The organism is Shinella zoogloeoides (assembly GCF_030733845.1).
GTDB classification, from domain to species: Bacteria; Pseudomonadota; Alphaproteobacteria; order Rhizobiales; family Rhizobiaceae; genus Shinella; species Shinella zoogloeoides_C.
On sequence record NZ_CP132311.1, the window covers coordinates 3,469,526 to 3,492,175 of the forward strand.

The 22,650-nt window shown below is 65.1% G+C and carries 18 protein-coding genes; 10 read left to right on the forward strand and 8 right to left on the reverse strand.

All coding sequences use genetic code 11. From position 1 onward, the window contains the following. Nucleotides 1-13 precede the first annotated feature (13 nt). The gene (locus Q9316_RS18055; protein WP_306032943.1) at nucleotides 14-1,186 is read left to right on the forward strand and encodes an OpgC family protein; all 1,173 of its coding nucleotides are present in this window, start codon (nucleotides 14-16) and stop codon (nucleotides 1,184-1,186) included. A 4-nt stretch (nucleotides 1,187-1,190) separates the two neighbouring features. Here the strand turns inward: Q9316_RS18055 and Q9316_RS18060 are convergent, their stop codons facing one another. Next, a complete protein-coding gene (locus Q9316_RS18060; protein ID WP_306032944.1) occupies nucleotides 1,191-2,948 on the reverse strand; it encodes a glucan ABC transporter ATP-binding protein/ permease in 1,758 nt (585 codons plus the stop codon). A 303-nt stretch (nucleotides 2,949-3,251) separates the two neighbouring features. Here Q9316_RS18060 and Q9316_RS18065 point away from each other — a divergent pair, with 303 nt between their 5' ends. The 3 genes from Q9316_RS18065 to Q9316_RS18075 all read left to right on the forward strand — a co-directional run bounded on the left by Q9316_RS18065 (nucleotide 3,252) and on the right by Q9316_RS18075 (nucleotide 8,286). Continuing rightward, nucleotides 3,252-3,992: a LuxR family transcriptional regulator gene (locus tag Q9316_RS18065; RefSeq protein ID WP_306032945.1), complete on the forward strand. Its 741-nt coding sequence runs from the start codon at nucleotides 3,252-3,254 to the stop codon at nucleotides 3,990-3,992. Nucleotides 3,993-4,198: 206 nt separating this feature from the next. Beyond that, nucleotides 4,199-7,657: a pyruvate carboxylase gene (gene pyc / locus Q9316_RS18070; RefSeq protein ID WP_306032946.1), complete on the forward strand. Its 3,459-nt coding sequence runs from the start codon at nucleotides 4,199-4,201 to the stop codon at nucleotides 7,655-7,657. 77 nt (nucleotides 7,658-7,734) lie between these two features. Next, the gene (locus Q9316_RS18075) at nucleotides 7,735-8,286 is read left to right on the forward strand and encodes a GNAT family N-acetyltransferase (protein WP_306032947.1); all 552 of its coding nucleotides are present in this window, start codon (nucleotides 7,735-7,737) and stop codon (nucleotides 8,284-8,286) included. Between the two features lie 18 nt (nucleotides 8,287-8,304). On the opposite strand, the gene Q9316_RS18080 is transcribed toward Q9316_RS18075, so the two are convergent. The 3 genes from Q9316_RS18080 to acnA form a co-directional block, all read right to left on the reverse strand. Continuing rightward, nucleotides 8,305-8,679, reverse strand: coding sequence for a DUF2794 domain-containing protein (locus Q9316_RS18080; protein ID WP_306032948.1), 375 nt, complete (start codon nucleotides 8,677-8,679; stop codon nucleotides 8,305-8,307). Nucleotides 8,680-9,014: 335 nt separating this feature from the next. Beyond that, a complete protein-coding gene (locus Q9316_RS18085; protein ID WP_371878016.1) occupies nucleotides 9,015-9,773 on the reverse strand; it encodes a DUF1223 domain-containing protein in 759 nt (252 codons plus the stop codon). A 169-nt stretch (nucleotides 9,774-9,942) separates the two neighbouring features. Continuing rightward, entirely contained in the window at nucleotides 9,943-12,636 is a 2,694-nt protein-coding gene (gene acnA, locus Q9316_RS18090; RefSeq protein WP_306032950.1) for an aconitate hydratase AcnA, read from the reverse strand. 268 nt (nucleotides 12,637-12,904) lie between these two features. Here acnA and ccmA point away from each other — a divergent pair, with 268 nt between their 5' ends. From ccmA to Q9316_RS18115, 5 genes are all read left to right on the forward strand, one after another. Next, on the forward strand, nucleotides 12,905-13,546 hold the full coding sequence (ccmA, locus tag Q9316_RS18095) for a heme ABC exporter ATP-binding protein CcmA (RefSeq protein WP_306032951.1): 642 nt from the start codon (nucleotides 12,905-12,907) through the stop codon (nucleotides 13,544-13,546). 202 nt (nucleotides 13,547-13,748) lie between these two features. Next, nucleotides 13,749-14,408: a heme exporter protein CcmB gene (ccmB, locus tag Q9316_RS18100; protein WP_306032952.1), complete on the forward strand. Its 660-nt coding sequence runs from the start codon at nucleotides 13,749-13,751 to the stop codon at nucleotides 14,406-14,408. An 80-nt stretch (nucleotides 14,409-14,488) separates the two neighbouring features. Then, a complete protein-coding gene (locus Q9316_RS18105) occupies nucleotides 14,489-15,259 on the forward strand; it encodes a heme ABC transporter permease (RefSeq protein WP_306032953.1) in 771 nt (256 codons plus the stop codon). Beyond that, entirely contained in the window at nucleotides 15,256-15,423 is a 168-nt protein-coding gene (ccmD, locus tag Q9316_RS18110; RefSeq protein WP_306032954.1) for a heme exporter protein CcmD, read from the forward strand. The genes Q9316_RS18105 and ccmD overlap by 4 nt, the downstream gene beginning before the upstream one ends. Continuing rightward, nucleotides 15,420-16,034: a DsbE family thiol:disulfide interchange protein gene (locus tag Q9316_RS18115; RefSeq protein WP_306032955.1), complete on the forward strand. Its 615-nt coding sequence runs from the start codon at nucleotides 15,420-15,422 to the stop codon at nucleotides 16,032-16,034. The genes ccmD and Q9316_RS18115 overlap by 4 nt, the downstream gene beginning before the upstream one ends. 217 nt (nucleotides 16,035-16,251) lie before the next feature. On the opposite strand, the gene Q9316_RS18120 is transcribed toward Q9316_RS18115, so the two are convergent. The 4 genes from Q9316_RS18120 to dapF are packed head-to-tail and all read right to left on the reverse strand — an operon-like array spanning nucleotide 16,252 to nucleotide 20,725. Then, the gene (locus tag Q9316_RS18120; RefSeq protein WP_306032956.1) at nucleotides 16,252-16,902 is read right to left on the reverse strand and encodes a septation protein A; all 651 of its coding nucleotides are present in this window, start codon (nucleotides 16,900-16,902) and stop codon (nucleotides 16,252-16,254) included. Then, the gene (ftsY, locus tag Q9316_RS18125; protein WP_306032957.1) at nucleotides 16,899-18,527 is read right to left on the reverse strand and encodes a signal recognition particle-docking protein FtsY; all 1,629 of its coding nucleotides are present in this window, start codon (nucleotides 18,525-18,527) and stop codon (nucleotides 16,899-16,901) included. Before ftsY ends, Q9316_RS18120 begins: the two co-directional genes overlap by 4 nt. 12 nt (nucleotides 18,528-18,539) lie before the next feature. After that, nucleotides 18,540-19,829 carry a tRNA (N(6)-L-threonylcarbamoyladenosine(37)-C(2))-methylthiotransferase MtaB gene (gene mtaB, locus Q9316_RS18130; protein ID WP_306032958.1) on the reverse strand — a complete coding sequence of 430 codons (1,290 nt, stop codon included), beginning with the start codon at nucleotides 19,827-19,829 and terminating at the stop codon, nucleotides 18,540-18,542. Then, on the reverse strand, nucleotides 19,826-20,725 hold the full coding sequence (dapF, locus tag Q9316_RS18135) for a diaminopimelate epimerase (protein WP_306032959.1): 900 nt from the start codon (nucleotides 20,723-20,725) through the stop codon (nucleotides 19,826-19,828). The genes mtaB and dapF overlap by 4 nt, the downstream gene beginning before the upstream one ends. A 359-nt stretch (nucleotides 20,726-21,084) precedes the next feature. On the opposite strand from dapF, the gene ffh reads away from it, so the two are divergent. Beyond that, complete coding sequence (gene ffh / locus Q9316_RS18140; RefSeq protein WP_306032960.1) at nucleotides 21,085-22,644, forward strand: signal recognition particle protein; 1,560 nt, start codon at nucleotides 21,085-21,087, stop codon at nucleotides 22,642-22,644. Nucleotides 22,645-22,650: the final 6 nt, after the last annotated feature.

The window sequence follows — 22,650 nt, forward strand, 5'->3', positions numbered from 1 at the left end:
GGATCAGAGCATCATGACAGAAAGACCTGGACCGGTAGGCGTCGTGCCGCGGGAACGCGACACGCGCCTCGACGTCTTCCGGGCCCTCGCCCTCCTGACGATCTTCGTCAACCACGTTCCGGGCCAGTACCTGGAGCACTTGACGCACAAGAACTTCGGTTTCTCCGATTCGGCCGAGGCCTTCGTGCTGATCTCCGGCATGTCCGTCGGCCTTGCCTACGGATCGCGCTTTGCCGTCGGCGAACGGCTCGCCGTGACGCTGCGCATCCTGCGCCGCGCGCTGACGCTTTACGTCGCGCACATCATGACCAGCATCATCACCTTCGCCATCTTCGCCAGCGGCGCGCTCTGGTTCGCCCGGCCGGACCTTCTCTCGGAGATCAACCTGCGCGCCGTCATCGACCGCACGGACGAGGGCATGGTCGGCATGGTCCTGCTCGGCCACCAGTTCGGCTACAACAACATCCTGTCCATGTATGCCGTGCTCTTCCTGATGCTGCCCTTCTTCCTCTGGCTCTACCGCCGGAGCCCGGGCCTGCTTCTGGCGGTGTCCGGCACGATTTGGCTCTGCGCCGGCATCTGGCGCATCGCCCCGTCGAATTTCCTCGACGACGGCTACTGGTTCCTCAATCCGCTCTCCTGGCAGTTCCTCTTCGTCATCGGCTTCGTCGGCGTTCTCAGGGCAAGGTCGAAAGGTTTTCCGCGCAACCTCTTCCTGACCGCGTTGGCGGCGGCCTACCTCGCCGTCTCGCTGCTGTGGGTCGTGCTGTCCTGGTGGAACATCGACTTCTCCTACGGCCTTCCGGCGGTGCTGACCGGCTTCGACAAGACGTTCCTCTCGACCACGCGCCTCGTGCATGTGCTGGCCGGCGCCTATCTGGTGGCGACGATCCCGGTCCTGTCGAGCTGGGCTGCGCTACCGCTTTCCCATCCGCTGGTGGCGATTGGCCGCCATTCGCTCGCCGTCTTCATCTTCGGCACGATCCTCGCCATGGTGGGGCAGGTGCTGATGTTCGTGACCGGCAAGAACCCGCTCCTCGGCACGCTCTACGCCCTCCTCGGCATCGTCCTGCATTTCGCCTATGCCCGCTATCTCGACTGGCAGGCGGCCGTTATCGGCCAGAACGCAAAACGGCAGGGCCTTCAGGCCCTGCCGGTCAAAAGTCGAGACACGCGAAAGCGCTGAGCGGTCAGGCGGCCGTGTGGCTCTTGCGCACGTCGTCGTCCGTCAGGATTCCGCTCGCCCTCAGGAGCGCGGCGAAGCGGCCGTTGCTGTGGCTGAGATCGTTGAACGTACCCATCTCGGCGATCTGGCCGTGATCCATGAACACGACGAGGTCGGCCTCGCGGACGGTCGACAGACGGTGCGCGATGATGAAGGTCGTGCGGTTGCGGCGCAGCGAATCGATCGCCGCCTTGACGCGCGCCTCCGTCTCCACATCGAGCGCGCTGGTCGCCTCGTCGAGCACGAGGATCGGCGCGTTCTTGAGGATGGCGCGGGCAATGGCGATGCGCTGGCGCTCGCCGCCCGAAAGGCGGTTGCCGCGCTCGCCGACATGCGTGTCGTAGCCGCTCTGGCGCGAGGTGATGAAGTCGTTCGCCGCCGCCGCTTCGGCGGCAGCAACGATTTCCGTGTCCGTCGCACCCTCGCGGCCGAGACGGATATTGTCCGAGATCGACCGGTTGAGCAGGCCCGCATCCTGGAACACGGTGGCGATCGAACGGCGCAGCGACTTGCGCGTCACCGTCGAGATATCGACGCCGTCGACGAGGATCTGGCCGGATTGAGGTTCATAGACACGCTGAAGCAGGTTGACCAGCGTCGTCTTGCCGGCGCCCGTAGGCCCGACGATGGCGACGGTCTGGCCGGCTTCCACCGTAAAGGAAACGTCGCGCACGCCCTGCGTGGCATTGGCGAAATCGAAGCTGACATTGCGGTATTCGATCTTGCCCTTGACCTCGCCGAGATCGCCGGCGCCCGCCGGCTCCTCGCGCTCCTTCACAGCATCTTCCAGCGTGAAGAAATCCTCCAGCTTGGCGCGGGCCTCGAAGATCTGCGTGGCGAAGGCCTTCATCTGGTCGAGACGGCCGATGAGCAGGCCGGCAAAGCCGATGAAGGCGATGACGTCGCCCACCCGAATCTCGCCGCGCTGCACCAGCACCGTGCCGATGACGAGGATCGTCATCATGGAGATGGTCGAGGCGATGCGGTTGAGCGCACTCGCCAGCGCCCACCAGTCGAGCACCGGGAACTGCGCATTGATCAGCCGCTCGGCGAAGCGCTTCAGCTCGCGCGTCTCCGCCTCGATGCGGTTGTAGCTGTGCACGACCGAGACGTTGCTGATCGAGTCCGACACATGCGAGAAGACGGTGTGGTAGTGGTTCTCGACCGAGGCCTGACCCTCGCGCGTGCGGTTCATCACGGCCTTGCCGATGATGACATAGAGCACGCCGAGCACGACCAGCACCAGCGACAGCCGGTAATCCATCGCAAACGCCGTCGGGATGAGCAGCACGAGCGCCACGGCGGTGGCAAGGTGCGTGCGCATGAATTCGAGCCAGAGGCCGAACAGCGTCTCGCAGGCGCGCAGCAAGGTGTGCAGCGCATTGGAAGTGCCGCGCTGGCTGTGCCAGGCGAGCGGCATGGAGATGATGCGGCCGAAGGCTTCCGTCAGCAGGCTCGCGCGGCGCCCATGGGCCAGCCGGTCCGCCTCGCGGGCGACGAGCACATAGGCGATGGTGTTGAACAGGCCGAAGCCCGCCCACATCAGCAGCATGGGCGTGACGTCGCCCTTGGTGGAAATAGCATCGATGATGCGACCGAACAGGATCGGTTCGGCAATGGTGATCACCGCAAGTACGATGTTGGCGGCAACCACGGACCCGACACGCACCTTGTAGGTGCCGAGATAGCTGAGGGCCCTAGCGTAGACCTGAAACAAAGACACGAAATGAGGCCTTTCCGGCAATACCGTTTTGTGCAGTGCAGCGAGTGCACCTTCAGTCCCTTCGCTGCCGTATTAATCAGCGGAAGCGGCAAAAGTTCTTCGTCGTCAAGCAAATTTCATGACGGCATTGAAATCTTGCGTGATTATGCAATTTCAAGTCTGCCATGCATGCAATGCAATTGATTTATGCCTCGTGATCCTGCCATTTGTCGGGCGGGGATATGAGTGGGGCGCTTTGGGTCGGTTGTCGGCCGGGTTCAGCTTTATCAGTCAGTTAAACAAAGCTAGTCAAGCGCGGGGCATATGAAGATCAACTTGCTGGTGCAGTTCCTTGCACTGATGGACGAGTTGCGGGACCGGGAGGAGACGACGGCCGAATTCGAGCGTCTCCTGGCACTCTACGGCTTCGATTATTACGGGCTGATCCAGGCGCCGAAGCCGGTGGAGAGCCCGTCGAGCCTGCTTCTTGCGGGCCGCTGGCCAAAGGGCTGGCCGGAAACCTACCTGCGCAAGCGCTATATGCAGGTGGACCCGACCGTGCGTTATCTCGGCCATGCGCAGGAGGGCTTTCGCTGGCGCGACACGCTCGGCGCGTTCCGCGCCAGCCCGCACCGCAAGCGCATGGAACGCATGATGGTGGATGCGCGCCAGAACGGGCTGGAAGACGGCTACATCTTTCCCGTCCATGGCCGGCGTGGCCTGATCGGCAGCCTCAGTCTCGGCGGCAAGCCGGTCGATCTGGACGGCGTCGAGATCGGCCTTTTCGACAGCCTCGCCCGCCGGCTTTACTGGAAACTGATCCAGTCCGCCGATCCGGAAGCGGCCGCACACTTTTCGGCCATCGTCGATGTCGAGCTGACGCGCCGGGAAATGGAGGCGCTGAGCCTGCTTGCGCAGGGCATGACCTCGCACGACATCGGCCGGATTCTCGGCATTTCCAGCCATACGGTCGACTGGTACATGAACGGCATCCAGGAAAAGCTCGGCGCCCGCAACCGGCACCATGCCGTCGCCATCGCCTTCCGCCTCGGCCTGGTCTCCTAAACCGCATCGGCGCAGGGACGGCATAACACCTTATTCCAAAACGGCTAAAATCGAGAACCGGATCGGTCGCGTCCGCCGGGATTGTTTCCAGCGGCGCAAATCTTTTGTTCCGTGACGACGACAAAATTGCACTTTGAAAATTACCCGCTAATAATTCTCTTCGCGGGTGCAGCATTTCCCGCTTCCAAGTCATTGAGGAGTTCGACTTGCCCATTTCCAAGATCCTTGTCGCCAACCGGTCCGAAATTGCCATCCGCGTGTTCCGCGCGGCCAATGAACTGGGGCTCAAAACGGTTGCGATATGGGCGGAAGAGGACAAACTGGCGCTGCACCGGTTCAAGGCGGACGAAAGCTACCAGATTGGCCGTGGCGCGCATCTTTCGCGCGATCTCGGGCCGATCGAGAGCTATCTCTCCATCGATGAAGTGATCCGCGTCGCAAAGCTTTCCGGCGCCGATGCGATCCATCCCGGCTACGGCCTCCTGTCGGAAAGCCCGGAATTCGTCGATGCCTGCGATGCCGCCGGCATCACCTTCATCGGCCCGCGGCCCGATACGATGCGCCAGCTCGGCAACAAGGTCGCCGCGCGCAACCTCGCCATCTCCGTCGGCGTGCCGGTGGTGCCCGCCACCGATCCCTTGCCGGACGACGAGAAGGAAATCCATTGCCTCGCCGCCGAGATCGGCTATCCCGTCATGCTGAAGGCCTCCTGGGGCGGCGGCGGCCGCGGCATGCGCGCCATCCGCGACCCGAAGGACCTGATCCGCGAGGTGACGGAAGCCAAGCGCGAGGCCAAGGCCGCCTTCGGCAAGGACGAGGTCTACCTCGAAAAGCTCGTCGAGCGCGCCCGCCACGTCGAAAGCCAGATCCTCGGCGACACCCACGGCAATGTCGTGCATCTCTTCGAGCGCGACTGCTCCATCCAGCGCCGCAACCAGAAGGTCGTCGAGCGCGCCCCTGCCCCCTATCTCAACGCCGCGCAGCGCCAGGAGCTTGCCGATTATTCGCTGAAGATCGCCCGCGCCACCAACTATATCGGCGCCGGCACGGTCGAATACCTGATGGATGCCGATACCGGGAAATTCTACTTCATCGAGGTCAATCCGCGCATCCAGGTCGAGCACACCGTCACGGAGGTCGTGACCGGCATCGACATCGTCAAGGCGCAGATCCATATCCTCGACGGCGAGGCGATCGGCACGCCGGAATCGGGCGTTCCCGCCCAGGCGGACATCCGCCTCAACGGCCACGCCCTGCAGTGCCGCATCACCACGGAAGACCCCGAACAGAACTTCATTCCGGACTATGGCCGCATCACCGGCTACCGTTCGGCCTCCGGCTTCGGCATCCGCCTCGATGGCGGCACGGCCTATCCCGGCGCGGTCATCACCCGCTTCTACGATCCGCTGCTCGTGAAAGTCACGGCCTGGGCGCCGAACCCGGTCGAGGCGATCACCCGCATGGACCGCGCGCTGCGCGAATTCCGCATCCGCGGCGTCGCCACCAACCTCACCTTCCTCGAGGCGATCATCGGCCACGAGGCCTTCCGCAACAACAGCTACACGACCCGCTTCATCGACACGACGCCCGAGCTCTTCCAGCAGGTCAAACGCCAGGACCGCGCGACGAAGCTGCTCACCTACCTCGCCGACGTCACCGTCAACGGCCACCCCGAGGCCAAAGGCCGTCCGCGGCCGTCGGCCGATGTCGCAAAGCCGGTCGTGCCGTTCGTCGGCGGCGATATTCCTGCCGGCACCAAGCAGAAGCTCGACGAACTCGGTCCGAAGAAGTTCGGCGAATGGCTGCGCGGCGAGGAACGGGTCCTGCTCACCGACACGACCATGCGCGACGGCCACCAGTCGCTGCTCGCCACCCGCATGCGCACCCATGACATCGCCCGCGTCGCCGGCACTTATGCGCGAGCGCTGCCGCAGCTCTTCTCGCTGGAATGTTGGGGCGGCGCGACCTTCGACGTCTCCATGCGCTTCCTGACGGAAGACCCGTGGGAGCGGCTTTCCCGCATCCGCGAGGATGCGCCGAACCTCCTGCTGCAGATGCTGCTGCGCGGCGCGAACGGCGTCGGCTACAAGAACTACCCTGACAATGTCGTGAAATATTTCGTCCGCCAGGCGGCCAAGGGCGGCATCGACGTCTTCCGCGTCTTCGACTGCCTCAACTGGGTCGACAACATGCGCGTCTCGATGGACGCGGTGGTGGAAGAGGGCAAGATCTGCGAAGCGGCGATCTGCTACACCGGCGACATCCTGAACTCGGCCCGCCCGAAATACGACCTCAAATATTACACCGCGCTTGCGAGCGACCTCGAAAAAGCCGGCGCGCACATGATCGCGCTGAAGGACATGGCGGGCCTCCTCAAGCCCGCCGCCGCCCGTGTGCTCTTCAAGGCGCTGCGCGAGGCGACGGACCTGCCGATCCACTTCCACACCCACGACACGTCGGGCATCGCGGCCGCGACCGTGCTCGCCGCCGTCGAATCCGGCGTCGACGTGGTGGATGCGGCGATGGACGCCCTCTCCGGCAACACCTCGCAGCCCTGCCTCGGCTCGATCGTCGAGGCACTGAAGGGCTCGGAGCGCGATCCCGGCCTCGACCCCGAATGGATCCGCCGCATCTCCTTCTACTGGGAGGCCGTGCGCTTCCAGTACGCCGCCTTCGAGAGCGACCTCAAGGGGCCGGCCTCGGAAGTGTACCTGCATGAAATGCCGGGCGGCCAGTTCACCAACCTCAAGGAACAGGCCCGCTCGCTCGGCCTCGAAACCAAGTGGCATCGCGTCGCCCAGGCCTATGCCGACGCCAACCAGATGTTCGGCGATATCGTCAAGGTGACGCCGTCCTCCAAGGTCGTCGGCGACATGGCGCTGATGATGGTCTCCCAGGACCTCACCGTCGCGGATGTCGAGAATCCGGCAAAGGACGTCTCCTTCCCGGACTCGGTCGTCTCCATGCTGAAGGGCGATCTCGGCCAGCCTCCGGGCGGCTGGCCGGCGGCCCTCCAGAAGAAGGCGCTGAAGGGCGAGGCGGCCTATACCGCCGTGCCCGGCTCGCTGCTGCCCCCGGCCGATCTCGATGCGGAGCGCAAGGCCATCGAGGACAAGCTGGAGCGCAAGGTCGACGACTTCGAGTTCGCCTCCTACCTGATGTATCCGAAGGTCTTCACCGACTATGCGCTCGCCGCCGACATGTACGGCCCGGTCAGCGTGCTGCCGACGCCCGCCTATTTCTACGGCCTGGCGCCGGGCGAGGAACTTCAGCCGGAACTCGAGAAGGGCGTCTCGCTCGTCATCCTGCACCAGGCGCAGAGCGAGCCGGATGCGCAGGGCATGGTCAAGGTGTTCTTCGAACTGAACGGCCAGCCGCGCCTCATCAAGGTACCGGACCGCAACCGCGCCGCCACCTCCGTCGCCCGTCGCAAGGCCGACAATGGCAATGCCGCCCATCTCGGCGCGCCGATGCCCGGCGTTATCTCGACGGTCTCGGTCTCGGCCGGCCAGCAGGTCAAGGCCGGCGACGTGCTGGTCTCCATCGAGGCGATGAAGATGGAGACGGCGCTGCATGCGGAGAAGGACGGCACGGTCTCCGAGGTGCTGGTGCGCGCCGGCGACCAGATCGACGCCAAGGACCTGCTCATCGTCTACGGCGCCTGACAGACGGGCGGCTTGAAAGCGGACAAAGGATATGGGATGGGACGCATCGTCCCATATCCGAAATGCGCAGGCTTTCCATGAGCTTCGTCATCCGCACCGCCGCACTCGGCGATATCGCCGCCTTCACCGAGATCTACCGCGAATCCGTCCTCAACGGCGTGGCGAGCTACGAGATCGACCCGCCGACCCTCGACGAGATGGAGGCGCGGTTCGCGGCGATCACCGAGAAGGGCTACCCCTATATCGTCGCCGTCGAACAGACCGGGCTCATCCTCGGCTATGCCTACGCCTCGGCCTTCCGCACGCGGCCAGCCTATCGCTGGCTCGTCGAGGATTCCGTCTATCTGGCGCCGGAAGCGCGCGGCAAGGGCGTCGGCAAGGCGCTGCTCGCCGAGCTGATCCGGCGCTGTACGGATCTCGGCTTCCGCCAGATGGTGGCCGTCATCGGCGGGGCGCACCCCGCCTCGATCGCGGTCCACAGCGCCGCCGGCTTCGAGCATTCGGGCCGCATGACGGCGACCGGCTTCAAGCACGGACGCTGGCTGGACACGGTCTTCATGCAGCGCGCGCTCGGCGAGGGCGCCGGCACGGAACCGTCGGGCGCGGACTATCCGGGAACGATGCGCTGAAATCGGAGCGGGAAATGCCTACGTCTCGATGAGGCGCAGCACCTTGTCGAACACTTTCAGCACCTGGCTCAGCTCGTGGCCGCGCTTCAGGATGGTGCCGTGCTGGTTGATGACGCTGTAGGCGCCTTGCTTGGCGGCCAGCTTGGGGTTCTTCTCGATGCGGTAGAGTGGCATTTCGCCCGAGCGCTTGAAGACCGAGAACACCGCCCTGTCGCGCAGATGGTCGATGGCATAGTCGCGCCATTCGCCTTCGCCGACCATACGGCCATAGACCCAGAGGATTGCATCGAGCTCCCGTCGATGGAAGGTCACCGGCAGCGGATCCTTGCTGCTGCGATATTCCGTGAGGTCGACCACGACGTTGGACGCCTGCAAATCCGGCTGATCGGTCATCGAATCTCCGCACCTTCCCTGTGACGGCACGGTGACAGTGTGCCTGACCGGCCCCGAAAAGCAAGGCGGATGGGGCAAAGTGCATGTTTTCGCAAAAATCCGTCTCGCCGCATTTCAGACAAACAGACGCCCAAATTAAAGGAGAGAGTTCGCCGGTCGCAGCTCGTACCGGGCCCGCTGCCTTGTGCGGGAAGCCGGCTCTGTACGCCAGCGTCTGTCGAAGCTGCCCTTTATTCCGTTGCCGGCAGCTTCGTCTCGGTCCGGTCCGTCTTTCTTCGAACCCTCAAGCCCCAGCCCCTCGAAGAAGCCGGACCGGACCTCCCCCGCAGGGGAACCTATCGCGAAGCCTTGTCGCCCGTCAGCACCGTCGCGCCCAGGATGGCGCCCGGCGTATCGGCGCTCTTCATGCGCTGGAGCAGCACGGCGCAGCCGCCGGCTTTCTTTTTCTTCTTCAGCATGTCGGCGGGAAGCACCAGGTTCGTTTCCTTACCCTCCCACATGCCGATGGTTTCCATGTCGGTCACCGCGTGCCAGTAGTTGACCGTCTTGCCGCGGTTCTCGCCCTTGTCGATGTTGATCGCGCGTTCGCGTTCGAAATAGGCGATGACGATGTTGGCCTTGCCTTCGCCCGGCCCGACGCGGATGCGCAGCTCATCGTTCTTCACCTCGACATCGACGGGCACGTCGAGCCCCTTGCCCTCGCCCGGCATGGAGGCGATGCGCCCGCGAATGCCGGAAATGTCGGCGCCGTTGACATGCTCGCGGCCGTTCAGCACGGCCTGAGGCGTATAGACGCCGTTGCGACCGAACATGCGGGCATAGGCATATTGCCGGTCGGTATTGTCCTTGGAGGCGAGCGTGTCCGCCCAGCCGAGATAGTTCCAGTAGTCGACGTGGTAGGAAAGCGCGACGACCTCGCCCTCGCGCGCCAGCGTCTCGAGCGCCTTGTCGGCCGGCGGGCAGGACGAACAGCCCTGGCTGGTGAAGAGTTCGACGACACCCTTGGGCTTTACGGCTTCCTCAGCGTGGGCGGCGCTGGCTCCGAGCGTCAGCAGGATCGCCAGACATTCCGGAATATACGGTCTCGGCATGATCATTTCCAATGGAACGCCGGCAGAACGGCCAGCCTTTGAGCCGTCATACGCGCTTGCCGCTTCAACAGGAAGTCACGATGGAGTGAAACTGTCGGTTGGATTCCAGCGGCTGAAAACAGAAATGCCGGGGCTTTTGGCCCCGGCACGTCGCAGTTTAGGTCGCGTTCGATCAGGCGGCGAGGTCGCGCAGAACGGTCTGCAGGATGCCGCCGTTGTTCATGTAGGTGACTTCGTCGAGCGTATCGATGCGGCAGAGGAGCGGAACCTCCTTCACCGTGCCATCGGAATAGGTGATCTTCGCGATCTTCTTCTCGCGCGGCTTGATGTCGCCTTCCAGCCCGTCGATCGTGACGATCTCGTCGCCCTTGAGGTCGAGCGAGGCCCAGGTCGTGCCGTCCTCGAAGACGAAGGGCACGACGCCCATGCCGACGAGGTTGGAGCGGTGGATGCGCTCGAAGGACTGCGCCACCACGGCCTTGACGCCGAGCAGATTCGTGCCCTTGGCCGCCCAGTCGCGCGAGGAGCCGTTGCCGTATTCGACGCCGGCGAAGATGACGAGCGGAACGCCCTCGGCCTTGTACTTCATGGCCGCGTCGTAGATCGACATCTCTTCCTTGGACGGATAGTGGATGGTGTAGCCGCCTTCCTTGCCGTTCGGGCCGAGCATGTGGTTGCGGATGCGGATATTGGCGAAGGTGCCGCGCATCATGACTTCATGGTTGCCGCGGCGCGTGCCGTACTGGTTGAAGTCCGCAACGGCGACGCCGTTATGCGTGAGATACGCACCGGCCGGGGAAGCCGCCTTGATCGAGCCGGCCGGGGAAATGTGGTCGGTGGTGATCTTGTCGCCGAAGAGACCGAGGACGCGGGCGCCTTCGATGTTCTTGAGGCCCGAGCCGGTCTTGCCCATTCCGACGAAATAGGGCGGATTCTGCACATAGGTCGACTGGTCGTCCCAGGCATAGGTCTGACCGTCGGGCACCTGCACGGCCTGCCAGTTCTCGTCACCCTTGAACACGTCGGCATATTTCGCGGCATAGAGCGCGCGGGTGACGTATTTCAGGATGAATTCCTGGATCTCCTGCGAGGACGGCCAGATGTCCTTGAGGTAGACGGGGTTGCCGTCCCGGTCGTCGCCGATCGGCTCCTTCGTGAGGTCCTTCTGGACGGAACCGGCGAGCGCATAGGCGACGACGAGCGGCGGCGAGGCGAGGTAGTTCGCCTGCACGTCCGGCGAGATGCGGCCTTCGAAGTTGCGGTTGCCCGAGAGCACGCCCGCGGCGATCAGGCCCTTGTCGTTGATCGTCTTGGAGATCGGACCCGGCAGCGGGCCGGAATTGCCGATGCAGGTCGTGCAGCCGAAGCCGACGAGGTTGAAGCCGAGCTTGTCGAGATCGGCCTGGAGGCCGGACTTGGCAAGGTATTCGCCAACCACCTGCGATCCGGGCGCCAGCGAGGTCTTCACCCACGGCTTGGTCTTCAGGCCCTTGGCGACCGCATTGCGGGCAAGAAGGCCCGCGGCGATGAGCACCGACGGGTTGGACGTGTTGGTGCAGGAGGTGATGGCGGCGATGGCGACGTCGCCGTGGCCGAGGTCGTAGTCGGTGCCTTCGACCGGGTAGCGGTTCTCGAGCTGGCCCGGCTTCTTGTAGTCGGCATCCATCGATGCGGCGAAGCCCGACGCGATGTTCTCCAGCGCGATGCGGCCTTCCGGGCGCTTCGGGCCGGCCATGGCCGGAACCACGTCGCCGAGGTCGAGTTCGAGCGTGTCGGTGAAGACGAGGTCGGAGCCGTCGCCGTCACGCCACATGCCCTGCGCCTTGGAATAGGCTTCGACCAGCGCGATGCGCTGCTCTTCGCGGCCCGACATGGTGAGGTAGTTGACGGTTTCGCTGTCGACCGGGAAGAAGCCGCAGGTCGCGCCGTATTCCGGGCCCATATTGCCGATCGTCGCACGGTCGGCGAGCGTCATGTTGTCGAGGCCGGGGCCGAAGAATTCGACGAATTTGGAGACCACGCCCTTCTTGCGCAGCATCTGCACGACCATCAGCACGAGGTCGGTCGCCGTGACGCCTTCCTTGAGCTTGCCGGTCAGCTTGAAGCCGATGACCTCGGGCAGCAGCATTGAGACCGGCTGGCCAAGCATGGCGGCTTCCGCCTCGATGCCGCCAACGCCCCAGCCGAGAACGCCGAGGCCGTTGATCATGGTCGTGTGGCTGTCCGTGCCCACGCAGGTATCCGGGTAGGCGATGATCTCGCCGTCTTCTTCCTTGGTCCAGACCGTCTGGCCCAGATACTCCAGATTGACCTGATGACAGATGCCGGTGCCGGGCGGGACCACGCGGAAGTTCTGGAACGCCTGCTGGCCCCACTTGAGGAAGCGGTAACGCTCGCCGTTGCGCTGGTATTCCAGCTCCACGTTGCGGGCGAAGGCGGTCGGCGTGCCGAATTCGTCGACGATGACCGAGTGGTCGATGACGAGGTCGACGGGGACGAGCGGGTTGATCTTCTCCGGGTCGCCGCCGAGCGAGACCATCGCGTCGCGCATGGCCGCAAGGTCGACAACGGCGGGAACGCCGGTGAAGTCCTGCATCAGCACGCGCGCCGGGCGATAGGCGATCTCGTTTTCGACCGTGCCCTTGTTCGTCAGCCAGTCGACGACGGAGAGGATCTGCTCCTTGGTGACCGAGCGGCCGTCCTCGAAGCGCAGCAGGTTCTCTAGAAGCACCTTCATCGAGTAGGGCAGCTTCGAGACGCCCGCAAGGCCGTTCGCCTCAGCCTTGGGCAGGCTGTAATACACATAGTCGGTGCCGCCCACCGTAAGGGTCGAACGACAATTGAAACTGTCTAGGGATTTGGACACTTTATACCCCGTCTCGTCTGGCGCCAGAAAGCTGACGTACGAACGCCCGAGCGCTTGTGAAGCGCGTATGGGATGCGGGTGCGGCCATTTCCGCTGTCCGTACGCGGAAATCATTCCCGTGTTCGGCGCTTGGATGAAATTCACGCCGACCGCTGGCGTGTTGCGGGCGTTATAGATAATTTCCAGAAAACGTTCCAGAGCGCTTATAGGCAAAACGGGACAATTTTTTTGCGTTGCGACCAAGGTCGTAAAGGGAAAGTGAACAGTCATGCGGCTCGTCGCCGAGGGATTGAGCGCCAAGCGCGGCGAAGACCTGATTTTCCAAGATATTTCCTTTGAAATCGCCCGCGGCGAAGCACTTGTCGTCAAGGGTCCGAACGGTTCCGGCAAGTCGACGCTGCTCAGGGTCGTGGCGGGGCTGCTGCCGGCTGAAGCGGGGTCGGCGAAACTCCTTGCTGCAGCGCACCCGGTCGAGCGCGTCGGTGAGGCGGCGCACTATCTCGGGCACCGCAACGCGATGAAGCGGGAACTGACCGTCGCGGAGAATCTCGGCTTCTGGAAATCTTTCTTCGGCGACTTTGCTGGTGGCGCGGGCATGTCTGTCACCGAGGCGGTCGAGGCGGTCGGCCTCGGCGGCATCGCCCACCTTCCCTTCGGCTACCTCTCGGCCGGCCAGCAACGCCGCATGGCCATGGCGAAGCTGCTCGTTTCCTGGCGCCCGGTCTGGATCCTCGACGAGCCGACGGCCGCGCTCGACGCCGCCGCCGAAACGATGTTCGCCGGCTTGGTTACGGCTCACCTTGCCCGCGGCGGAATCGCGCTTGCCGCAACGCACCAGCCGCTGGGGCTGGAGGGGGTGAAGGAACTCAGGATGACCGGATTTGCGGGTGCGATGGAGGATGTGTGGTGATAGGCGTGCACGCGGTTACCCCGCTCTGCCCTGCCGGGCATCTCCCCCTCAAGGGGGGAGATTGGCAGGACTCAAGCCGATCGCCCGGTTTTCAGCGCCGGTTTTTGGGGAAACGCCGCAACGATTCGATCTCCCCCCTTGAGGGGGAGATGCCCGGCAGGGCAGAGGGGGGGGAGCACCCGCAAACCCCAAAGGCCCCAGCATGATCGCCCTCCTCGCCCGCGACCTCAAGCTCTCCGTGCGCGCCGGCGGCGGCGCCTTGGTCGGCGTGCTGTTCTTCATGACGGTCGTCGCCGTCATCCCCTTCGGCGTCGGCCCCGACCTCAACCTCCTCTCCCGCATCGGCCCGGCGATCCTTTGGATCGGCGCGCTGCTGGCCGCCCTGCTCGGCCTCGACCGGCTGTTCCAGGCCGAGCGCGAGGACGGCTCGCTCGATCTCCTGCTGATGCAGGAGACGCCGCTGGTGCTGACGGTCTTCATCAAGTGCCTCGCGCACTGGATCGCGACCGGCCTGCCGCTGGTCGTCGCCTCGCCGCTGCTCGGCCTCTTCATGAACATGGACGAGACGGCGATCGGTGCGACGACGCTGACGCTGCTTGCCGGCACGCCCGCCATCACCTTCATCGGCGCGGCGGGCGCGGCGGTCGCGGTAGCTTTGCCGCGCGGCGGCCTGCTCGTCTCCATCCTCGTGCTGCCGCTCGCCATTCCCGTGCTGATCTTCGGGGTGAGCGCCGTCTATGCGGCGATCCAGGACCCGGCGCCCTTCCTGCCGTCCTTCCTCATTCTCGTCGCGCTCAACCTCGCCTTCGCGGTCATCGGTCCCGTTGCGGCCGCCGCGGCACTTCGTCTTTCGAGCGACTGACGCTAATGTGATTGCCGCAGATCAATTGAAGATAGGGTGCTGACGCGTTAAAGAACCATCCGACACGTTGAAGGGCCCCCATGAGCGAACCGAGCCTTGCCATCCGCAAATTCAGCGACCTCGCCAACCCGACGCGGTTCCTGGCGCTGGTCGCCACCGTCTGGCCCTGGCTTGCCGGGCTGACGCTCTGTCTCTTCGCGGTCGGGCTCTACCTTTCCTTCGCCACGCTCGGCGATTACCAGCAGGGCGAGACGGTCCGCATCATGTATGTACATGTGCCCGCCGCCTGGCTCTCCATGATGTGCTACACGGTCATGGCGCTGTCGGCGCTCGGCACGCTCGTCTGGCGCCATCCGCTCGCCGACGTCTCGGCCAAGGCGGCCGCGCCCATCGGCGCCTGCTTCACGCTCGTCGCCCTCATCACCGGCTCGCTCTGGGGCAAGCCGATGTGGGGTACCTGGTGGGTGTGGGATGCGCGGCTGACCTCGGTCTTCGTGCTGTTCCTAATGTATCTCGGCCTGATCGCGCTCGGCCGGGCAATGGACGACCCGACGCGTGCCGCCAAGGTCAGCGCCGTGCTGATCCTCGTCGGCTTCGTCAACATCCCGATCATCAAATTCTCCGTCGAATGGTGGAACACGCTGCACCAGCCGGCCAGCGTCATCCGCATGGACGGCCCGACCATCGATCCGGAATTCCTCTGGCCGCTCGTCGTGATGGCACTCGCCTTCACCCTGCTGTTCTTCACCCTGCATATCCTGGCCATGCGCAACGAGATCCTGCGCCGCCGCATCGCGGTGTTGCGCCGTCATGCGGCCCGCTCGGCCGGACGCACGGGAGGCGCCGCATGAGCCACACCTTCTACGTCATGGCTTCCTACATCGCCGCCTTCGCCGTCACGGTCGGCCTCGTGCTCTGGGTCTGGCTCGACCATCGCAGCCGCCATCGCGAGCTGGAGCAGCTCGAAGCCGCCGGCATCCGCCGCCGGTCCGCCCGCACCGAGGACGCAGGATGAGCGAGAGCGAAGGCGATGCCGAAGGCGCCGGCACCCGCACGCGCCTGATCCTCGCCGCGCTGCCGCTGGCGATCTTCCTCGGCCTCGCGCTGATCTTCTGGACGCAGCTCAATTCCGGCCGCAACATCTCGGAAATCCCCTCCGCCCTGATCGGCACCAAGGCGCCCTGGCGTGATCTGGAACCGCTCGCCGGCGCGACGAAGGACGGCGCGCCGGTGCCGGCCCTCACCGCCGAACCCGGCAAAGGTAAGCTGACGCTCGTCAATTTCTGGGCCTCCTGGTGCGTGCCCTGCCGGCAGGAGCATCCGGTGATTATGGCGCTGTCGAAGGATCCGCGCCTCACCGTCGTCGGCGTCAACTACAAGGACGGCAGCGAGAACGCCCTGCGCTTCCTCGGCGAGCTCGGCAACCCCTTCTCCGCCATCGGCCTCGACCCGGTCGGCAAGATGGCCATCGACTGGGGCGTCTACGGCATCCCGGAATCCTACCTCGTCGGCCCCGACGGCACGATACTCTACAAGAAGGTCGGCCCCTTCGACGACAGGAGTTTGAAGGAAGGCCTCTATCCGGCGATCGAGAAGGCGCTGGGCGCACAGGCCCCGGCGGGATAATCCTCCTCCCCTAACCCTCCTCCGTCATCCCGGCCTTGAGCCGGAATCCAGCCACCGCGCGTCCGCGCGGTGAGAGAACACTTTGGGTCCGTTGAAGGAATCTTCCGCGCTCACGGACGTGAGCGCGCTGGATGCCGGCTCAAGGCCGGCATGACGGAGGAGAGGGAGGCGGCAAATTACGGCGGTCACACCTGCCGAACTGGCTTGGAAGCCTAGTTTACGGCGTCGTGCCCTCTTCCGGCGGCTCGGCAGAGTGCCGCATGATCAGCGGCATCTGCGAGAGCGTGAAGAGGATGGTGATCGGCATCGTGCCCCAAACCTTGAAGGCCACCCAGAAGTCCGTCGAGAAATTGCGCCAGACCACTTCGTTCATCACGGCGAGCACGACGAAGAACAGGCCCCAGCGCAGCGTCAGCTTGCGCCAGCCCTCGTCCGTCAGCTTGAAGGCGGCGTGGAAGACGTAGCCGAGCAGGGATTTTCCGAACAGCAGGCCGCCGAGCAGGATCGCGCCGAACAGCGTGTTGACGATGGTCGGCTTCATCTTGATGAACGTGTCGTTCTGCAGCCAGAGCGTCAGCGCGCCGAAGACGAAGACGACGATGCCGGAGATCAGCGGCATCATCGGCAGCGTGCGCGTCAGCACCCAGGAGACGACGAGCGCAAGCGCGGTAGCGGCCATGAAGAGACCGGTCGCGATGAAGATCGGCCCGCCCATCTCGGCAAGCACGGGAAAGTGCGACGCCAGCCATTCGCCGCGGGAATTGGCGAAGAAGAACACGACGAGCGGGCCCAGTTCCAGCACCATCTTGAGGAGCGGGCTGACCTTCTCCTCCGCCTTGGCCGGGGCGTCCAGCGTTGCCTTGCTCATGCGTGAACTCCTGCGATCGCTTGCGCGAAATCCTTGGCCTCGAAGGGTTCGAGATCGTCGATCCCTTCGCCGACACCGATGAAATAGACCGGCAGCTTGTGCTTGGCGGCGATGCCCACAAGGATGCCGCCCCGGGCCGTACCGTCCAATTTTGTCATGATCAGGCCCGTGACGCCCGCGACGTTGCGGAAAATCTCGACCTGGTTCATCGCGTTCTGCCCGGTGGTGGCGTCGAGCGTCTGGAGCACGGTATGCGGCGCGTCGGGATCGAGCTTGCCGAGCACGCGCACGATCTTTTCCAGCTCCGCCATCAGCTCCGTCTTGTTCTGCAGCCGGCCGGCGGTGTCGACGATCAGGACGTCGCTCTTCTTCAGCTTGGCCTGCTCGTAGGCCTCGTAGGCAAGGCCGGCCGCATCGGCGCCGAGCTTGGAGGAGACAATGTCGGAGCCGGTGCGCTCGGCCCAGATCTTCAACTGCTCGATGGCGGCCGCGCGGAACGTGTCGCCGGCAGCCAGCATCACCTTGAGGCCGGCACCCGAGAGCTTGGCCGCGAGCTTGCCGATCGTCGTCGTCTTGCCGGTGCCGTTGACGCCGACGACGAGGATGACATGCGGCTTGTGGCTGAGGTCGAGTTCCAGCGGCTTGGCGACCGGCGAAAGCACCTTGGTGATCTCGCTCGCCATGATGCGCGAGACGTCGGCACCGGTCACGTCCTTGCCGTAGCGCTCGGAGGCCAGCGTGTCGGTGATGCGCAGCGCAGTTTCGACGCCGAGGTCAGCCTGGATCAGCAAGTCCTCGAGATCCTGCAGCGTGTCGTCGTCCAGCTTGCGCTTGGTGAAGAGGCTGGTGATCTGCCCGGTGAGCTGCGAGGAGGTGCGCGAAAGCCCCTCGCGCAGGCGCTGGAACCAGGTGCGCTTCGGCTGCGCCGCCGGCGCGGCTTCCTCCACGGGCGCGCGCTCGGCGCTCGCAAAGCCCTTCGGCAGAACAGGCGCTTCGGCAGGCGGCTCGGCGCGGATCGCCTCCTCAAGAACGGGATCGTCGACTTCGGCAGGCGCAGCCTCTTCCGGCATGGTTGCCTCGACCGGGGCGACTTCCTCCGGCGCGACCTCTTCTACTGCCGCAGCGGACTCTTCCTCGATGGTCTCATCCATCGGCTCCGGCCGGGATTCAGACCCTTCCGGCATCGCCGCCTCGGCCGGGACGATCTCCTCCTCCGGCGCGACGATATCTTCTACCGCCGCAACCGGCTCTTCCTCGGCAACCTCTTCCACCGGCTCCGGCTCGGCCATGATCTCGTCGCCGGCAGGACCGCCCGCGGTTTCCATCTCCACCGGCGCGACGGGGTCTTCTACGACCGGCACGGCAGGCGCGTGCGGCAGCGGATAGATTTCGGGCTCGACATCCTCAGAGATGTGATAGTCGGCCTCCGGATTGGCGGCTTCCGCCTCCTCCAGCAGCGCGTCGCGCTCCTCGACGACGGTTTCGGCCTGCGGGGTTTCGGCCGTGGTCTCAAGCGCCGGTTCGGCTACCTTCGGCTCGACGGCAGGATCCTGCGCCTCCGGCTTCGGTTCGGCGGCGGTGTCTTTTCCGAAGGTGAAGATCTTCTTGATGAAGCCGAGGGCCATGAAAGGTATCCGCTAGTTGCGTGAGGTGGCGGTGGCAGGAGCGATCGCTGGCCGCATCGTCAGGTGTTTTCCATTGTGTCCGGTGATCGTCACCGGCACAAGCTCGCGAGGTTTCAGGCCCGCAGCATCGACGAGCGTGAAGTTTTCCGTGTGGGCAAGGCCGTTGTTCTCGACGAGGATCATTTCCTGCCTCCCGATCATCCCAGCGAGATGGGCCGCGTGAAGCCGTTTTCCAGTCTCGCGCAGACGGCCAGCGCGCTCTTTTACCAGCGCGCGGTCGAGCTGCGGCATGCGCGCGGCCGGCGTGCCGGGGCGCGGGCTGTACGGGAAGACGTGGAGATGGGCGATGCCGCAGGCTTCCGCGTGCCGTACCGCATTGGCGAACATGGCCTCCGTCTCCGTCGGGAAGCCGGCGATCATGTCCGCGCCGAAGCTGACATCGGGCCGAAGGTCGCGCACCCGCGCGCAGAAGGCCAGCGCCTCGCCGCTCGAATGGCGCCGCTTCATGCGCTTGAGGATCAGGTCGTCGCCGTGCTGGAGCGAAAGGTGCAGGTGCGGCATGAAGCGCGGCTCATCGGCGATCAGGTCCCACAGATGCGCGTCCGCCTCGATGCTGTCGATCGAGGAGAGGCGCAGCCGGCGGATTTCCGGTACCTGCTTCAGCAGCGTCTTGGCGAGGAGGCCGAGGCTCGGCCCGCCCGGCAGGTCGCCGCCATAGCTGGTCGCGTCGACCCCCGTCAGCACGATCTCCACATAGCCGCTCTCGACCAGTTTTCGCGCCTGGTCGACCACGGCGCCCATCGGCACCGAGCGGGAATTGCCCCGGCCATAGGGGATGATGCAGAAGGTGCAGCGATGGTCGCAACCGTTCTGCACCTGCACGAAGGCGCGCACATGGCCGTCGATCAGCCGCACCATCTGCGGCGCGGTCTCCCGCACGCTCATGATGTCGTTGACACGGAGCTTTTCTTCCGCCGAGACGCCGAAATCCGGCAGGGCGCGGTAGGAGGCGCGTTTCAGCTTCTCCTCGTTGCCGAGCACGGCATCGACCTCCGGCATGCCGGCGAAGGTCGCGCTTTCCGTCTGCGCGGCGCAGCCGGTGACGATGATGCGGGCGTGCGGATTGTCGCGCCGCGCGCGGCGGATCGCCTGGCGGGCCTGGCGCACCGCCTCGCCCGTCACCGCGCAGGTGTTCACCAGCACGGCATTGTTGAGCCCCGCCTTCTCGGCCTCGGCGCGCATCACTTCCGATTCGTAGGTGTTGAGCCGACAGCCGAAGGTTATGACCGAAACGCCGCTCAAAGGGCGGCCGCCCCGGCTTCGTCGCGCCGGAAGGCGCCGGTCGCCGGATCGAGCGTGCCCGACCATTCCCATTCGGCAGGCCCCGTCATCACCACATGGTCGTCGTCGCGCCATTCGATGGTCAGCGTGCCGCGGTTCGGGCTGCTGGCGACGGTGACGGCGACCTTGCGGTCGGTGCGGCCGGTGCGCGCGCCTGAAACGCCGGCCGCGCAGGCGGCCGAGCCGCAGGCGAGCGTCAGGCCCGCGCCGCGCTCCCAGGTGCGCGTCGTCATGGCGGAGGGCGAGGTCACCTGCGCCAGCGTGATATTGGCCTTTTCGGGGAACATCGGATGGTTTTCGAGCAGCGGGCCGAACCGGTCGAGATCGAAGCTCATCGGATCGCGGTCGACCCAGAAGACCGCATGCGGATTGCCCATAGACATCGCGGCGGGCGAATGCAGCACGGGCGCGTCGATCGGCCCGATCTGCAGTTCGATGCGGCTGGTGTCGAAGAACTCTTCGGCCAGCGGAATGCGGTTCCACTCGAAGACCGGCCGGCCCATGTCGACGGAGATCGCACCGTCGGCATGCTCCGTCGCATTGAGGATGCCGGCGACCGTCTGCAAGGTGAAGACCTTGCGGCCGGTCTCCGCGGCGAGCGCCTGCACGACGCAGCGCGTGCCGTTGCCGCAGGCCTGCGCCTTCGTGCCGTCGCAGTTGAGGATGTCGATGAAGGCATCCGTGCCGTCCGCCTTCGGATCGTGGATCGCCATGATCTGGTCGAAGCGGGTGGCGGGATCGGCATTGAGTGCAATGGCCGCCTGCGGCATCACCGCATCGCCGCGGCCACGCATGTCCACGACCAGGATCATGTTTCCCAGCCCGTTCATGCGGGCGAATTGCGCTTCTGCGGCCATGTCGGATATTCCGGCAGGGACCCGTCGTCGGATCCTGCATTTGGAGTCTTCGATTACTCGCGCGTATATGGCGCAAGCGGGTTGAAAATACCAGATGCAACCCTTGGAGTCTTCGAATCCTTGGCGCGTCGGCCATTGCAGGACTCCGATCCTTGACTTTCCGGGCTCGATGCTGTTTAAGCCGCGCATCTGCGACAAGTGCGAATGCTTGAAGCCGCCGACCGGGACATAGCATGGATCCCGGAGGTCAACACCCGACAGCGCGACGCGCCCTCGGGTGCTTTTTGGCTTTGCGTCTTGTTTTTGTCGCCGATTGCACCGACGTTTCCGTGCGATGCGGAAACAAGAAGGAAGACGTGATGTTTGAAACACTCCAGGACCGCCTTGGCTCCATTCTGAATGGGCTGACAGGCCGTGGCGCGCTTTCCGAGGCGGATGTCTCGGCGGCGCTGCGCGAGGTCCGCCGTGCGCTGCTCGAAGCGGACGTGGCGCTGGAAGTGGTGCGCTCCTTCACCGATGCGGTGCGCGCAAAGGCCGTCGGCGCGGAAATCCTGAAGTCGATCAAGCCCGGCCAGATGGTCGTCAAGCTGGTGCATGACGAGCTCGTCGCCATGCTCGGCTCCGAGGGCGTCGCGATCGACCTCAACGCCGCCGCCCCCGTCGTCATCATGATGGTCGGCCTGCAGGGCTCCGGCAAGACCACCACCTCCGGCAAGATCGCCAACCGGCTGAAGACGCGCGACAAGAAGAAGGTCCTGATGGCCTCGCTCGACACGCGCCGTCCGGCCGCGCAGGAGCAGCTGCGCCAGCTCGGCGTGCAGGCCGGCATCGACACGCTGCCGATCATCGCCGGCCAGTCGCCGACCGATATCGCCGCCCGCGCCGTGCAGGCCGCGAAGCTCGGCGGCCATGACGTCGTCATCCTCGACACCGCCGGCCGCACCCATATCGACGAGCCGCTGATGATCGAGATGGCGGAGATCAAGCGGAAGTCCAGTCCGCACGAGATCCTGCTCGTCGCCGATGCGCTGACCGGCCAGGACGCCGTCAACCTCGCCCGCAACTTCGACGACCGCGTCGGCATCACCGGCCTCGTGCTCACCCGCATGGACGGCGACGGCCGCGGCGGCGCGGCCCTTTCCATGCGCGCCGTCACCGGCAAGCCGATCAAGCTCATCGGCGTCGGCGAGAAGATGGGCGAGCTGGAGGAATTCCACCCCCGCCGCGTCGCCGACCGCATTCTCGGCATGGGCGATATCGTCTCGCTCGTCGAGAAGGCGGCGGAGAACATCGACGCCGAGAAGGCGGCCGCCATGGCCGCCAAGATGGCCAAGGGCAAGTTCGACCTCGACGACCTTGCCGACCAGTTGCGCCAGATGCAGAAGATGGGCGGCATGGGCGGCATCATGGGCCTGATGCCCGGCATGGCCGGCATGAAGGACAAGATGTCCGCCGCCGGCCTCGACGACAGGCTCTTCGGCCGCCAGATCGCCATCATCTCCTCGATGACCAGGGCCGAGCGCGCCAACCCTGACATCCTCAAGCATTCCCGCAAGAAGCGCATCGCCGCCGGCTCCGGCACCGATGCCGCCGACATCAACAAGCTTCTGAAGATGCACCGCCAGATGGCGGACATGATGAAGATGATGGGCGGCAAGAAGGGCGGCATGATGAAGCAGATGATGGGCGGCCTTGCCGGCAAGATGGGTCTTGGCGGCGGCATGGGCGGCATGCCGGACCTGTCGAAGATGGACCCCAAGCAGCTCGAAGCGCTCGCCAAGCAGGCGGATGCCGCCGGCATCAAGCCGGGCAGCCTGCCGGGCCTCGGCGGCAGCGGCGGCCTTGCCGGTCTTGGCGGCGGGCGCCTGCCCGGCCTCGGCGGCCTGCCGGGCCTTCCCGGCCTGCCGAAGAAGAAGTGAGGATTT

Coding starts and splice junctions, on each gene's coding strand:
- Q9316_RS18115 (WP_306032955.1), top strand. CDS start 15,420: ATGAGCGAGAGCGAAGGCGATGCCGAAGGCGCCGGCACCCGCACGCGC.
- Q9316_RS18065 (WP_306032945.1), top strand. CDS start 3,252: ATGAAGATCAACTTGCTGGTGCAGTTCCTTGCACTGATGGACGAGTTG.
- Q9316_RS18105 (WP_306032953.1), top strand. CDS start 14,489: ATGAGCGAACCGAGCCTTGCCATCCGCAAATTCAGCGACCTCGCCAAC.
- ccmD (WP_306032954.1), top strand. CDS start 15,256: ATGAGCCACACCTTCTACGTCATGGCTTCCTACATCGCCGCCTTCGCC.
- Q9316_RS18120 (WP_306032956.1), bottom strand. CDS start 16,902: ATGAGCAAGGCAACGCTGGACGCCCCGGCCAAGGCGGAGGAGAAGGTC.
- ccmA (WP_306032951.1), top strand. CDS start 12,905: ATGCGGCTCGTCGCCGAGGGATTGAGCGCCAAGCGCGGCGAAGACCTG.
- Q9316_RS18075 (WP_306032947.1), top strand. CDS start 7,735: ATGAGCTTCGTCATCCGCACCGCCGCACTCGGCGATATCGCCGCCTTC.
- dapF (WP_306032959.1), bottom strand. CDS start 20,725: ATGGCCGCAGAAGCGCAATTCGCCCGCATGAACGGGCTGGGAAACATG.
- ffh (WP_306032960.1), top strand. CDS start 21,085: ATGTTTGAAACACTCCAGGACCGCCTTGGCTCCATTCTGAATGGGCTG.
- ccmB (WP_306032952.1), top strand. CDS start 13,749: ATGATCGCCCTCCTCGCCCGCGACCTCAAGCTCTCCGTGCGCGCCGGC.
- Q9316_RS18055 (WP_306032943.1), top strand. CDS start 14: ATGACAGAAAGACCTGGACCGGTAGGCGTCGTGCCGCGGGAACGCGAC.
- Q9316_RS18080 (WP_306032948.1), bottom strand. CDS start 8,679: ATGACCGATCAGCCGGATTTGCAGGCGTCCAACGTCGTGGTCGACCTC.
- ftsY (WP_306032957.1), bottom strand. CDS start 18,527: ATGGCCCTCGGCTTCATCAAGAAGATCTTCACCTTCGGAAAAGACACC.